We start from the raw sequence: 13,581 nt of genomic DNA, 5'->3' as shown, positions 1-13,581 counted from the left end.
CCTTCCTGGTCATGTCACACCTCGCATGCCTTGTCGTTCACCTCGAACGCGGCGGGCGCACCGCTCGCCGCGCCGGTCGCCTGGAACCCGACCGTGAGCGAGGCGCCGGGCGCGACCGAGGCGTTCCAGCCGAGGTTCTTGGCCGTGACGGCGGCGCCGCTCTGCGACCAGGCCGCGCTCCACCCCTGGCCGACCTTCTGGTCGCCGGGGAAGGCGAACTCCAGCGTCCAGCCGTTCAGCGCCGAGGACCCGGTGTTGGTGATGGTGACCTGGGCGGTGAAACCGCCTGACCAGCTGTTCTGCACGGTGTAGGCGACCTTGCACGACGTTCCCGGCGTGCCCGGGTCGCCGGGGTCGCCGCCCGGGTCGCCCGCGCCGAGCAGGTAGGGGTCGAGGTAGGCCTGCTTCGTCGTGTTGACGGTCGTCCAGTCGTCGTTGAGGATGCCGCCGGTGTCGCCCGAGTTGGGGTTCCACGACCAGAAGGTGAAGGAGACGCCGCCCGTGCCCTTGCCGAGGTAGGCCATCAGGGTGCGCAGCCACGTCTGGTCGCGCGGGTCCCTCAGCGTCGTCCCGAACTCGCCGAGCAGGACCGGCGCGACGTTGTTCTTGTAGAGGTAGCCCCAGTTCTTGTCCCAGATCCCGGCCAGGTTGGACGGGAAGGACGGGTCGTCGAACCACGGCTGCGGGTACACCGACGTGGCGTAGTCGTGGGCGGAGTACACGAGCCGGTTCGCGACGTTCAGCCGCACGGGGTACTGCGCGGCGCCCTGGAGGTTGCCGCCCCACCAGTAGTTGTCGCTCCCCTGGTCGTTGACGCCCTCGACGATGATCAGCCAGTTCGGGTTGGCCGCGAGGATCGCGTTGCCGGCCCGCTCGGCGGCCAGCCGCCAGTCCCTCGACTGGTCGCCGCAGCCCCAGCACGCCGGGGAGTGCGGCTCGTTGTGCAGGTCGGCCCCGATGACCGTGGTGTCGCCCGCGTAGTGCCGGGCGAGCATCGTCCAGTCGGAGATCCAGCGCGACTCGGGGTAGGCGGCGGTGTACCAGAGCGCGGACTGGCCGCCGGAGTCCGGGCGGTGCCGGTCGAGGACGACCTTGAGCCCGATCCGCCCCGCGTAAGCGATGATCTTGTCCAGGATCTGCAGCCCGTTCAGCCCCTGCAGGTCGGGGTTCTTGGAGTAGTCGATGCTGTTCGGCGTGCTGCCGGAGTCGAACAGCTGGCTGCTGTAGGGCAGCCGCAGCGTGTTGTACCTCAGGCTCTTGATCTGGTCGAGCATGTCCTTGTAGCCGCGCGACCAGAGGCCGTGCGGCGCGTAGTTGGACGTCTCGGCGCCGAACCAGTTGACGCCCGTCATCCGCACCGGCTGCCCGGCGGCGTCGAGCAGTTGCCGGCCGCTGGTGTGCCAGTAGCCGGCGCCCGCCGCGCGGGCGGGGCGCGGCGCGGCCTGGACGAACGCCAGCGCCAGCAGCACGGCCACGATGATCGGGACGAGGCGGGTCCGCCGGAGTCTCACGGTCACGGTCGTTCTCATACGGGGTCCTCGATCGACGGGGTGGGAGCGCTCCCACAGTCGGCCGCGGCACCCGGCCTGTCAAGGACGGCTCCAGCCGTCCCGCGCTGACCAGGCACCCCGCGTGAAAACCCGTGAAAAAAGACCGGCCCCGCCCGGGGGGCGGGACCGGTCTGCTTAATCAATCAACAAGGGCCGTTCGTCAGTTCCGCTAGCCCCGCTCGACGCCGAGGTTCTTCGCCACCTCGTCGATGACCTCGTTGAGGTCCTCCTCGGAACCGCTGACCACGGGCTGCTTGTCGGCCCAGTCGTCGCGCTTCTCCGGCAGTTTGCCGCCAGCCATATCGATCACTCCATCTCGTTTTATCCCTCACAAAAGGTCGAAGCATTGACTCCGACCACACCGGAGACAGTCCGCGATGCCCGGGACGCCGCAACAGCGGTGTGCCGGCTAGGAGAGGGCGAACAGGTCGGCGGGGCCGTGCCAGCAGACCGTGCGCAGCCAGTCGTCGCCGAGGCCGAGCGCGGCCAGCGACTCCAGCTGGTGCGCGTACTCGTAGGGGATGTTCGGGAAGTCGGTGCCGAGCAGGATGCGCCCCTCCAGGCCGAGGTCGCGCAGCCGGGGCAGCAGCGCGTCCGGGAAGGGCGCCAGGGCGGCGAAGCGGGTGAAGATCATCGTCGTGTCGAGGCGGACGCGCTCGTGGGCGTCGGCCAGGGCGAAGAAGCCCTCGAACTCAGGCGCGCCGAGATGGGCGACGATCGCCGTCAGGCCCGGGTGGCGGGCGAGCACCTCGCCGAACGGGCCGGGCCCGGTGAAGCCGTTGGCCACCGGCCCGGAGCCGGCGTGGACGAGGGCGGGCACGCCGGCGTCGGCGAGCATCCCCCAGACCGCGTCCAGCTCCTTGAGGCGCGGATCGAAGCCGCCGACCTGGAGGTGGACCTTGAAGACGCGGGCGCCCGCGTCCAGCGCGCGGCGCACGTACTCCTCGACGCCGGGCTCGGGATAGAAAGTGGCGGACTGGAGGCACTCGGGGACCCGGGCGGCGAACCGGGCGGCCCACTCGTTCAGGGACTCGGCCATTCCGGGCCGGTGCGGGTAGGCGAGCGAGGTGAACGCGCGGACGCCGAGCCCGCGCAGGAAGTCCAGCCGCTCCTGCTCGGAGTCGCGGTAGCGGATGGGCCACTCGGTGCCGATCAGCGGCCCGGCCTCGTCGAAGTAGTCCCACACCGCGCTCATCAGGCGCTGCGGCATGAAGTGGACGTGGACGTCGATGATGCCGGGCAGCCCGAGCGACCGCCAGAACGCGGGGACAGCTGAATCAGAACGAGGTTCGGCCACGCCCCGACCCTAGCCGCTCAGGTGATCTCGGCGAGCAGGGCGGGCAGCGCGGCCCGCAGCTCGCGGCGCCAGTACGGCCAGGTGTGGGTGCCGCGGTAGAAGTGCGTGGAGACGGGGACGCCGAGCTTCTTCAGCTTGCCCGCGAACTCGCGGGAGACGGTGTGGGCGAGGGCCTCCAGCGCGTCGTGCGGGACGGGGTCCCGCCCGCCCCGGCCGGGGTGGTCGAAGGGGCCGGGGGCGCCGTCCCCCGCACTGACGTGCACCCGGACGCCCGCGAGGCGCCCGGCGAGGTCGTAGGGGTTGTGCTGGCGCCACACGACGCGCTGCTCGTCGGGGTCGCCCCACACGTCCGTCCAGTCGAGGGACGGCGCGCCGATCGCGACGCTCAGCTCGACGAGGTCGGCGACGTCGAGACCGGCCGGGTCGCGGTGCAGCGTGTGGACCGGCCCGCTGAACGACGCCGCCGCCCGGAAGAGGCCCCGGTGCCTGGCCGCGTACGCCAGCGCGCCGAGCCCGCCCATCGCGTTGCCGGCGACGGCGCGGTCCGGGCCCGCGCGGTATCCGCGCTCCAGGATCTGCCGCAGCTCGGCGAGGTGGAAGGTCTCCCACTTCGGGGCGCCGCCGCCGCCGCGGTTCCACCAGTCGGTGTAGCTGCCGCACGGGCCGCCGTCCGGCATGACGACGATCACATCGGCGTCCTCGGTCAGCTCCTCGATGTCGCTGTGCTCGCTCCACGCGGTGTGGCCGTCCCGGCCCGCGGAGGCCCCGTGCAGGAGCCAGAGCGCCGGCCAGGTGCGGGAGGCGTCGCGCGACCAGCCGGGCGGCAGCAGGAGGCGGACGTGGACGACGTCCGCCAGGACGGGGGAGCGCACGGCCAGGTCGAGGACGCGGCGGCGCGGGCGGCGCTCGCCGACCACGGCCGCGCCGTCGTCGGCCGGGGCGCCGGGCGGGGCCGTGCCGCCCGCCGCGATGGACGCGGTCAGCCCGGCGACCGCAACGATGAGTCCCGCTCCCGCCAAGCCGCGCAACCGCATGATCTCCCCCGGTCGTCCAGAGGCGCCTGCTGGTAAAGGTTCCCTCTGACGGGAATGTTTCAACGCTGTGTAATCGGTTTATAAAATGTCGGGCCGGGAGTTCCGGTCCACGTACCCTCCAGGGTGGCGCGGACGAAGGGGGCGACCGGAAGAGATGCGGAGCGTCCAGATGCGGAGCAAGGCGGAGCTGGAATCGGCGATCGCGGGCGGCGGGCGCGCGGCGCTGGTGATCAACTCCCGCTCCCGGCGGGGGCGGCGGCTCTACGGCACGGCGCGCCGCCTGCTGCGCGAGGCGGGCCTGGAGTTCCCGCACGTCTTCCCGGTGACCGACCCGGCCCGCCTGCGGGAGCTGTTCACCGACGTCCTCGCCCTGGAGCCCGACCTGGTGGTCGTCGGCGGCGGGGACGGCACGGTCGCCGAGGCGGTCGGGCACCTGGCGCACCGCGACATCGCGCTCGGGGTGCTGCCGCTCGGCACCACCAACAACTTCGCCCGCAGCCTGGAGCTGCCGCTCGACCTGCCGGGCGCGGTCGCGACCCTCGCCCTCGGCCGGCCGGGCGGCGGGAAGGTCGCCGACGTCGACGTGGGCTGGTTCGAGTCGACGGGCGACCCGCAGGGCGAGGGGCCGGGCGCCGACCGCGAGCACATCTTCGCCAACATGGTCAGCCTCGGCCTGTCGGTCGAGGTCGCCGAGCACGTCCCGCACACGCTCAAGCGGTTCATCGGGCGCCCCGCCTACGCGCTGACGGCGGCGGGGCTGCTGCCCCGGCACAAGGCGTTCACCGCCCGCATCACGATCGACGGCGAGACGCACGAGGTCGCGACGCACCAGCTGAACGTCGCCAACGGCGCGCACCACAGCGGGCAGCGCATCGCCCGCGACGCCAGCCCGGACGACCGGCTGCTGGCCGTGTACCGGCTCGGCGACGAGCGGCGGCTGCGGCTGGCGTCGGCCACGGCCCGGCACGTCCTCACCGGCCCGTGGCGGTCGCTGGAGGACGACGCCTTCCTCACCACGGCGAACGTGGAGATCGAGACCGACCCGCCGATGCAGGTGGACGTGGACGGCGAGGTCCGCGGCCGCACCCCGGTGTCGATCAAGCTGCGCGGCAACGCGCTGCGGGTGATCGTCCCCAGGACGTTCGTCGACACCTGACCGGCCGCGGGCGCCGCGGGCGCCCGGGCCGTCAGCCGGTCGCGCCGCGCTCGTCGGCCATGACGTAGGCGCCCGCCTCCAGGCGCTCGATCACGCCGAGCGTCCAGGCCCTGGCGGAGTCGGCGGAGTGGACCCACCAGCCGAGCAGCTCGCGCAGGTGGTCGGAGGGGTCCAGCTCGTCCAGGGGCGGGGCGACGGAGGCGCGCCAGGCGGCGAGGCCGTCGAGGCGCTCGCGCAGCAGGGCGAGCGCCTCGGCGCGCGGCAGCTCGGTGAGGAACCCGAGGCCCGCCGTCAGCATCTCCGGATGCCGGACGTCCACCGCGGAGAGGGCGGAGCGCAGCAGCCGGTGGAACTCCGCCCGGCCGGCCTCGGTGATCTCGTAGTCGGTGTGCGGCGGGCCCGCCTCGCTCTCCTCCACCTCGTGGGCGTGCAGCAGGCCCTCCTTGGCCAGCTGCCTGAGCGCGTGGTAGATCGAGCCCGGGTTGACGTGGGCCCACTCGTCCGAGCCCCAGGAGAGCAGCTCACGGCGGACCTCGTAGCCGTGCGCCCGCCCGAACCTGCGCACCCCGCCGAGCACCAGCAGCCGCGTCGTCGACATCCTCTCCCCCTGATCGCAAACCCGTTCAGGGTAGAGGCTCCGGCGGCCGCGCGCGCGGTCCTCACCGCTTCAGGGCGGCGAGATCCTCCGGGGCGAGCACCAGATCCGCGGCGGCGAGGTTCTCCTCCAGGTGGTCCGGGGAGCCGGTGCCGGGGATCGCGAGCATCACCGGCGACAGCGCCAGCAGCCCGGCGAGCAGCACCTGCGGGACGGTGGCGCCGTGGCGGGCGGCGACCGCGTTGACGCGCGCGTCGTCGGGGATGCCGAACCCGCCGAGGGGGAAGTAGGGGGCGTAGGCGATGTGGTCGCGCTCACATGCGGCGAGGAGCTCGGCGTCCCGCGGCCGCGTCACGTCGAACCGGTTCTGGACGGCCGCGACCGGCGCGATCCCGCGCGCCTCCTCCAGCTGGGCGAGGCTCACGTGGCTCAACCCGAGATGCCTGATCAGCCCCTCCTCGCGGAGTCCGGCGAGGACGGCGAAGCGCTCCCCGATCGGCTCGGTCCCCGGCTCCTCCAGCCCGCCGGGCCGCAGGTAGACCAGGTCGAGCCGGTCGAGCCCGAGTTCGGTGAGGTTGCGCTCCACCTCGGCGCGCAGCTCCGGTGCCGGGAGCTGCCCGGACGGGAAGGGGTCGCCCGGGCCCCGGTACGGGCCCACCTTCGTGGCGACGACCAGGCCGGGCGGGTAGGGGGCCAGCGCGGCGCGGATCATCTCGTTGGCCGCGGGGCCGCCCTCGTAGTAGTAGAACGCGGCCGTGTCGATGTGGTCCACGCCCAGCTCGACGGCCCGCTGGAGGATCTTGATTCCGGTGTCCCGGTCGCCCGCGGGCCCGCCGCGGGTGCTCGCGGGCAGCCGCATCGCGCCGAAGCCCATCCGGGAGATCCGCAGGTCGCCGCCGAGATCGAAGTGTCGTGTCATGCGGTCCACTGTGCTGCGCCCGCCGGGGCGCGGCGACCGGCTGGCAGCTTGCTGCCACGGCGGCGGCCCGCGGGCCGCGTGGCAGACTGGGGCCGTGAGCGCCGATCTGGACCGGAACGTCGTGCTGCGCGGCGAGGAGGAGCTGGTCGAGCGCGCCGGACGGCTGTTCTTCGCGTGCGAGGAGTTCTCGTGCGCCGCGACGGACCAGAACACGTGGGCGCTGCCCGGCCTGCGGGAGTGGATCGTCGCCGAGCGGCGCCGGATCCGGCCCGCCCCGGCCGTCCGCAAGCTGTACAACCCGGCGGCCCTGGCCGACGAGGAGTCCGAGCGGCGGCTCCTCGCGATCGCCGCCGCGGGCGGGCGGGTGCGGATCTGCCCGGCCCCGCTCCCCCACGAGACGATCATCGTGGACCGGAGGGTCGCCATCCTCGCCGGCCCGGTCGAGGGCGGCGTCCGCGAGTACACCGTCGTCCGGTCGCCGGGCGTGGTGAAGGGCGTGGTCTCGCTCTTCGAGGCGACGTGGGAGACGGCGGCCGACCTGGCCGACCACCGGCGCGGCCGGCCGCCCGCGCTGAGCGAGGAGAGCCTGCGCATCCTGCGGCTGCTCGGCGGCGGGCTGAAGGACGAGGCCGCCGCGCGCCGGCTCGGCATGTCGCTGCGCACCTACCGGCGCCGCGTCGCTGAAATCCTGACCCTGCTGGACGCCGACTCCCGCTTCCAGGCGGGCCTGCGCGCCCACGAGTTCGGCCTGGTCGGCTGAGAGCCCCCTCAGCCGCCGACGAGCGGGACGAGCCTGATGAAGACCAGGTCGGGGTCGCCGGTGAGGTCGATCTCCTCGTCGAGGTCCTCGACCTGCCGGTCGGCGGCGAGGACGAAGAACCCGTTGCCCAGGAAGGCGCGCTCGGCGATGTCGGCCTGCCGCTCCCAGTCCAGGCGGCGGGGCTCGCGCAGGCGGTAGCCGTTCAGCTCGGCCTCGGCGCCGTCCGGGCGGACCAGGCCGTGGAACCGGTCGGAGGGGCGGGCGTTGTGCCGGGCGACCTCCTCGCGGACCCGGAGCCTGATCAGCTCCCGGAGGGTCATCCGGTCGGGCAGCCCGCCCACCTGGAACGCGGCGACGGGCGCGCCGGCGGCCGTCTCGTCGCGGAAGTTCACGGCGGTCATCAGGCGCCTCGCTTGATCTGCGTCAGGATGGACTCGTCGTCGATCGCGGCGTCGGCGGCGAGCAGGAACGCCTTGCTGAGGATGAGGGAGAGCCGCTCGTCCTCGAACGGCAGGAAGACCTTGGCGCCCGCTGCACGGCGCTCCGGGACGACGCACAGGAACGCGTCGTCCGGCTCCATCACGATGTTGGCCGAGCCGAGGTGGATCCTGTAGGTGCGCAGGTCGCCGCGCACGACCAGGTGGCGGCCCTCGATCGAGCAGCGGTCGGCGATCTTCGTGCGCGGAAGGACGCGTTCCAGGGCGTCCCGGCGCGTCCGGGCCGACTCGCCGAGGTCGGCGTACCACGCGCGCACCCAGTACTCGTGGGCCTCGCCGTCCTCCCACATGGGGTCGGCGGCGATGGAGGTGACGCCGACGAACAGGTCTACGTCGCGCATCGCCTCGCTGAACACCAGCGGCGGGACGTCGGCGAGGGCCGCCTCACGCCAGCCGCCGTCGCCTCGGCGGTCGAACACCACCCGGTTCGTGCCGGCGATCTCGTGCTCGCCCTGCCAGTCGGCCAGGACGTGAGAGAACCTGACCCGCCACTCCCCCGCCGCGAGCGTCCGGGCCGCCTCGTCGGAGCCTCCGCCGTCCCAGGGGCCGAGCAGGGCGCTCGTCCAGCCGCGGGCCCGGAACAGCGCGAACATCCGCCGGTAGTGGACGAGGTGCGCGGCGAACCGGTTGGAGTACGTCGCCGTTTCCACCTCCGCGGGGGTGAGCAGGTAGATCTCGCGGAACGCCTGCTTGAAGGGCTGCCGGATCCGCCGCTCGACGAGCAGGTCGCGCCAGGCGCGCACCTCGTCCGGCCCCGACCTGATGGGGTGCCACAGCCGGACGGAGGCGTCGTCGGCGGCGTCCGGAAGTTCGCCGGTCTCGGGCAGGACGGTGCGCCACTCGCCGGGCGCGGTCTCGATCTCCCAGATGAGGGTGCGCACCGTCGGCCCCGCGATCGGATGGCGCAGCAGGGTGTCCCGCCACCGGCCGAACGGGTGGACGGCGTCGACGGAGAAGCCGCCCTCCAGCGCCCGCGCGAGCGTGACGAGCTGGGCGTTGACGCGTGCGACGAGGTCGCGGAGCTCCTTGACCTCGTCCTTGTGGTCGCGGCGGACGGGCACGGGGACGCCCTTGAGCGCGGCGCCGCCCTTCTCGAAGGTCAGCGCGGCCTTGCCCGTGGTGATCGTGACGAAGGCGGTGTAGTCGCCCAATTCCCTGCGCAGGACCCCGCCGGGGCCGAAGCCGAGATCGGGGAGGCGCAGCGCGACCTCGGTCCGCTCGGCCAGGGCGGCCTCGACCTTCTTGAGCATCTTGTCGAGCTGCTTGGGCACCCCGGCGTGCCGGACGATCCCGCGGACGGTCCGGATCGCGGTGACCAGCTCGGGCGTGGGGAACTCCTGCGCGGCCCGGACGATCTCGTACAGCAGCGCCTGCGACGGCAGCGTCCTCGCCTGCGTCGGGGCCACCGAGACGCCGGGCAGGAGCCGGTCGAACAGGGCGGGCAGCCACGGCTCGTCGCGCAGCAGCGCGATGCGCGCGGCGAGCCCGACGGCGGCGACCTCGTCCCCGGTGAACGCCCGGTCCGCGCGGAACGGGACCTCCCCCTCCTGGACGGCGCGGGCGCGCTCGGCGGCGGTCTCCAGGGCGCGGCGGGCGAACTCGGCGCAGGCCGGGACGGCGGCGACGCGCTCCCACACCTCGGGCGGGACGGGCGGGGAGTTGAACGACCGGTTCTCGGCCACCTGGGCGAGCAGCACCCGTTCCACCGGAGCGAGGCGCACGACGGTGTCCAGTTCGTCGTGCACGATCGGTCCCTTCCACTTCTGGCGCAGGCGCCCGGCGACCGCCTGCAGGACGCCGTCGCCCGCGAGCCCGCCGACCGCGAGCAGCGCGAACGGCTGGTCGAGGCGCTCGCGGGCGAGGAGATACTCGACCAGCTTCCGGGCGGGGCCGGCGAGGTCGGGCCACGGCCCCGTGCAGCGGACCAGCGTGCCCGCGCCGAGCACGAGGTCGGCCCACTTGCGGTGGGCCAGCCCGCCGACGAGCGCCTGGAACATGCGCTCGCACGCCTCCGGCGTGTAGCGCGGCTGCCGCTGCTTGGCCTCGTCCTCGATCCTGAGCCGGACGGACATCGACACGAACGGCGCCTCCCGGCCGACCGCGTAGGCGGCGGGCACGAGGTCTCCGAGATCGCGGTCGGACAGCGCCGACAGGTCGGGATACCAGGTGCGGAACTCCTCGTCCTCCGCCGCCGGGTCGGTCATGGCGCGCAGCAGCCGCGCGGTCAGTTCCATCGGGCGTCCCTCCTGATCTGCCGCAGGACGGCCTCGTCGGTGATCCGGTGGTCGGCGGCCAGCAGGAACGCCGTGCCGAGGACGCGTGCCAGCACCTCGTCCTCGAACGGCAGGAACAGGCCCTTCTGCCCCGTCCGGCGGGACGGCCCGATCCGCAGCCGGTCGCCGCCCGGTTCCATCAGCACGCCGCCGGAGCCGAGGTCGACGCGGTAGGTGCGCAGCCCGCCGCGGACGACGAGGAACCGCCCGTCGACCGCGCAGCGGCCCGCGATCCTCGTGCCGGGCAGGATCCGGCGCAGCACGTCCGCCCGGATCTCGGCGGTCGCGGACGGCGCGCCGAACGGGTCCTCCTCCGCGGCCGGGGCGAGGCGCAGCAACAGGTCGGCCTCCCGCATCCCCTCGCTGAACACCGGCGGCGGCACGGCCCGCGGCGGCTCCTCCCGCCAGGACCCGGCGGCCCGCCGCTCGAACGTCACCCGCGCCCGGCCCTCGCGGCAGCCGACCCGCCACGCGCCCCCGGCGAGCACGCGCCGTTCCTCGCCGTCGAAGCGGCCGCGGCGCAGATCGGTCTCGGCCCCGGGCGGGCCGGGCCGGTAGGTCTCCCGGAACGCCTGCCGGAACGACTGCGCCATCCGGTTGCCGGTCACGAAGCTCCGCCAGGCCCGGACGGCGCCCGGGAGCGCCCGCACCGGATGCCACAGCCGTACCCGCGCGCCGCCCGGCGGTGCGGGCAGGGCGCGGCCGTCCACGGTGACCAGCACGTCCTCGCCGGGCGTGGCGGCCTGCCAGTGCCCGTCCGGCTCCTCGAACTCCCAGATCAGACCGTGCGCGACCCGTCCGGTGACCGGATGGTCGCGATAGTGCCGGCACCACTGCCCGTAGGGCCAGGTCCGCTCGGCCGCCATCAGCGCCTCGACCCGCGCCCGCTCGGCGGCCAGCGTCGCGCGGACCCGCCTCGCCAGCGCCTTCGTCTCCTTGACCTGCGCGGCGAAGCCCGTCCTGAGCGCGCCCGGGACGGTCGGCAGCGGGCGGCCCTCCGCGCCGATGAAGGTGAGCCGGACGGTCATCGGGTCGGCGATGGCGAGGACCGCCTGGTAGCCGCCGATGTCGCGGGCCAGCGAGCCGTCGCGGCCGAGCCCGTGCGCGGGCACCCCGGAGTCGGCGTGGCCGGCGGGCCCGCCGGGGGCGGGCGGGCGGTCCAGAAGGTCGAGCGCGGCCGGCGGCCGGTGGTCGTCGGACATGAGGCGATCTTTCCAGATGGAAGCGCCGGTTCCGGGACGTTTCAGGTGATCACACGCCGAGCTGCCGCCGGATCGACGGGTCGGTGATCTTGTGGTCGGCGGCCAGCAGGAACGCCTTGCTGAGGATGAGCGAGAGCCGCTCGTCCTCGAACGGCAGGTACAGCGTGCCGGGGGGCCGGCGGCCCTGGACGACGCACAGGTAGGCGCCGTCCGGTTCCATCAGGACGTTCGCCGACCCGAGATGGATCCGGTAGGTGCGCAGCTCGCCGCGCACGACCAGGTGCCGGCCGTCCAGGGCGCAGCGGCCGGCGATCCTCGTGCGCGGCAGGATGCGCTCCAGCGCCGCCCGGCGGACCTCGGCGCTCGCGGTCAGCGCGCCGAAGCCCGCCTCGCGCCGGTAGGCGGCGTGGCGGTCCTCGCCCCGGTCGGCCCAGTCCGGGTCGGCGGCGATGGAGGTGACGCCGACGAACAGGTCCACGTCCCGCATCGCCTCGCTGAACACGGGCGGCGGGACGTCGGCGAGCGGCGCCTCCCGCCAGCGCCGGCCGTGCCTGCGCTCGAAGCGGACCTGGTCGGTCGCGGCGTGCTCGACCGTCCAGTCGCCGTCGTCGTCGACCGGCTCGTGGTAGAAGCACGCCCGCCATTCGCCGCCGCCGAACTCGCCGCGCGCCTCGCCGTGGAGGCCGCCTTCGTGCCGGCCGAGGAAGTTCGACTGCCAGCCCCGCTCCTTGAACAGCGCGTACAGCCGCCGGTAGTGGACGATGTGCGCCGCGTACCGGTTGGAGTAGGTCGCGGTGCCCTCCTCCGCGGGGGTGAGGAGGTAGATCTCGCGGAACGCCTGCTTGAACGGCTGCCGGACCTGCTCGTCGACGACGCGCTCCCGCCAGGCCCGCACCTCGCCGACGGCCGCCCGGAGCGGATGCCAGAGCCTGACCCGCGCGGCGTCGCCGCCGGGAGCGCCGAGGGACGCGCGCCAGCGGCCGTCCTCGCCCTGGAACTCCCAGACGAGGCCGCGGGCGACCGCCCCGGTGATCGGGTGGTCGCGGTAGAACTCGCGCCATTCGGCGTAGGGCCAGGAGCGGTCCTCGGACAGCAGGCCCTCGACGCGCGCCCGCTCGCCCGACAGCGTCGCCCGCACCTCCTTGGCGAGCGCCTTCAGGCGCCTCAGCTCGTCGGGGAAGCGGTCCTTGACCGCTGCCGGGGCCGTCCGGGAGACGCGGCCGTCGGGGCCAGTGAAGGTGACGCGGACGGTCGCCGCGCCTTCGACCGCGACGCGCGCGGTGTGGTCGCCGAGGACCCGCTCCGCCGAGCCGTCCGGGCCGAGCCCGTGGGCGGGGACGCTGCGCTCCACGAGCTGCGCCCGCGTGATGCCCTGCCGCTCGGCCGCCGCCTGGAGCGCCGTGTCGAGCTGCTTGCGCAGCGCGCGGTTGGTGACCGGCGCGCGGAGCCGCCAGAGCGCCTCCAGCGCGCGCGGATCGTCGACCGCGCCCAGCGCGTTGATCGCCGCGCCCGCGACCTTGGGGCCCTCGTAGAGGTCGCGGCCGGCCGTGCCCATGCGGAGGGCGACCGCGCGGAGCCGGGGCACCGCGTCCGGGCCGCCGGTGAGGGCCGCCGCCCAGACGAGGCCGCGCGCGACGTCTCCGTGGTGCGGGTCGACCAGATGGTGGTACCCGCAGAACGTCGCGGTGTGCGGGCCGTCCTCGCGGGGGCAGTGCGGCTCGTCCTCCGCGAGCGCGCGGAGGCACTCGGCGACGTCCTCGCGCGCGGCCGCCTCGTCGGCGAGGGTGACGCACGCGCGGTGCCACGCGCGCGAGGGGCGCGGCGCCGACAGGCTCGCCAGGTGCCGGACGAACCGGGTCAGCTCGGCCGACGGCGCGACCCGCACTCGCTCGCGGAGCGGCGCGGCCCAGACGTCGTGGACGGGAAGCACCCCCTCGGGCAGGTACGCCTCGTCCACGCTCGCCAGCAGCGCCCGCAGGCGGCGGTCGACCCGCTGGCGGTACCCGATCGGGACCTCGGCCCGCGCGAAGACGCCGTTGAGTCGCTTCAGCGGCGGCGCCATCTCGCGCAGGGTTCCGGCGTCGAGGCGCTCGGCGCCGGACAGGGCCTCTTCGACGAGCACGGCCAGCCGGTAGCCCTCCTCTCCGGACTCGCAGGCGCGCGCCATCAGCGCCTGGACCGTTCCGGGACCGTCGTCGGCGCGCGCTTCGGCGGCGAGGGCATGGTCGGGCATGCCGGGATGCTGGCAGAACCGACCGACAAACGCGCCGCGGCGACACCTTCTCAGTGACTTCACGG

General features: G+C 74.3%; 12 protein-coding genes. 2 read left to right on the top strand and 10 right to left on the bottom strand.

Annotation, left to right across the window (positions count from 1 at the left end; genetic code table 11):
* Positions 1–14 precede the first annotated feature (14 nt).
* The 4 genes from AB0C87_RS14630 to AB0C87_RS14615 all read right to left on the bottom strand — a co-directional run bounded on the left by AB0C87_RS14630 (position 15) and on the right by AB0C87_RS14615 (position 3,881).
* Positions 15–1,517 carry a cellulase family glycosylhydrolase gene (locus AB0C87_RS14630; protein WP_360577805.1) on the bottom strand — a complete coding sequence of 501 codons (1,503 nt, stop codon included), beginning with the start codon at positions 1,515–1,517 and terminating at the stop codon, positions 15–17.
* 202 nt (positions 1,518–1,719) lie between these two features.
* Complete coding sequence (locus AB0C87_RS14625) at positions 1,720–1,851, bottom strand: hypothetical protein (protein WP_345182279.1); 132 nt, start codon at positions 1,849–1,851, stop codon at positions 1,720–1,722.
* Between the two features lie 108 nt (positions 1,852–1,959).
* Complete coding sequence (locus tag AB0C87_RS14620) at positions 1,960–2,847, bottom strand: amidohydrolase family protein (protein WP_345182277.1); 888 nt, start codon at positions 2,845–2,847, stop codon at positions 1,960–1,962.
* 17 nt (positions 2,848–2,864) lie between these two features.
* Positions 2,865–3,881 (bottom strand): alpha/beta hydrolase family protein, encoded by a 1,017-nt coding sequence (locus AB0C87_RS14615; protein ID WP_345182275.1) that lies wholly within the window; start codon positions 3,879–3,881, stop codon positions 2,865–2,867.
* Positions 3,882–4,050: 169 nt separating this feature from the next.
* Between AB0C87_RS14615 and AB0C87_RS14610 the strand changes: the two genes are divergently transcribed.
* Positions 4,051–5,037, top strand: a complete 987-nt coding sequence (locus AB0C87_RS14610; protein WP_345182273.1) for a diacylglycerol kinase family protein — start codon at positions 4,051–4,053, stop codon at positions 5,035–5,037.
* A 31-nt stretch (positions 5,038–5,068) separates the two neighbouring features.
* Here AB0C87_RS14610 and AB0C87_RS14605 read toward each other — a convergent pair whose 3' ends face one another.
* Positions 5,069–5,635, bottom strand: a complete 567-nt coding sequence (locus AB0C87_RS14605; protein ID WP_345182271.1) for a PadR family transcriptional regulator — start codon at positions 5,633–5,635, stop codon at positions 5,069–5,071.
* Positions 5,636–5,696: 61 nt separating this feature from the next.
* A complete protein-coding gene (locus AB0C87_RS14600) occupies positions 5,697–6,551 on the bottom strand; it encodes an aldo/keto reductase (RefSeq protein WP_353833219.1) in 855 nt (284 codons plus the stop codon).
* A gap of 94 nt (positions 6,552–6,645) precedes the next feature.
* On the opposite strand from AB0C87_RS14600, the gene AB0C87_RS14595 reads away from it, so the two are divergent.
* Positions 6,646–7,311 carry a DNA-binding response regulator gene (locus AB0C87_RS14595; protein WP_345182267.1) on the top strand — a complete coding sequence of 222 codons (666 nt, stop codon included), beginning with the start codon at positions 6,646–6,648 and terminating at the stop codon, positions 7,309–7,311.
* An 8-nt stretch (positions 7,312–7,319) separates the two neighbouring features.
* On the opposite strand, the gene AB0C87_RS14590 is transcribed toward AB0C87_RS14595, so the two are convergent.
* Genes AB0C87_RS14590 through AB0C87_RS14575 form a run of 4 tightly spaced genes read right to left on the bottom strand, consistent with a single transcriptional unit; the run spans position 7,320 to position 13,516 of the window.
* Positions 7,320–7,712 carry a hypothetical protein gene (locus tag AB0C87_RS14590; RefSeq protein ID WP_345182264.1) on the bottom strand — a complete coding sequence of 131 codons (393 nt, stop codon included), beginning with the start codon at positions 7,710–7,712 and terminating at the stop codon, positions 7,320–7,322.
* A complete protein-coding gene (locus AB0C87_RS14585) occupies positions 7,712–10,042 on the bottom strand; it encodes a DUF4132 domain-containing protein (RefSeq protein WP_360577802.1) in 2,331 nt (776 codons plus the stop codon). The genes AB0C87_RS14590 and AB0C87_RS14585 overlap by 1 nt, the downstream gene beginning before the upstream one ends.
* Positions 10,033–11,283: a DUF4132 domain-containing protein gene (locus AB0C87_RS14580; RefSeq protein ID WP_360577801.1), complete on the bottom strand. Its 1,251-nt coding sequence runs from the start codon at positions 11,281–11,283 to the stop codon at positions 10,033–10,035. Before AB0C87_RS14580 ends, AB0C87_RS14585 begins: the two co-directional genes overlap by 10 nt.
* Before the next feature lie 49 nt (positions 11,284–11,332).
* On the bottom strand, positions 11,333–13,516 hold the full coding sequence (locus tag AB0C87_RS14575; RefSeq protein WP_360577799.1) for a DUF4132 domain-containing protein: 2,184 nt from the start codon (positions 13,514–13,516) through the stop codon (positions 11,333–11,335).
* Between the last annotated feature and the right edge of the window lie 65 nt (positions 13,517–13,581).

Source organism: Actinomadura sp. NPDC048021, from assembly GCF_040653135.1.
GTDB classification, from domain to species: domain Bacteria; phylum Actinomycetota; class Actinomycetes; order Streptosporangiales; family Streptosporangiaceae; genus Spirillospora; species Spirillospora verrucosospora.
Note: the sequence above shows the minus strand (reverse complement) of the source record. Positions and strands in the feature narration are given on the sequence as shown.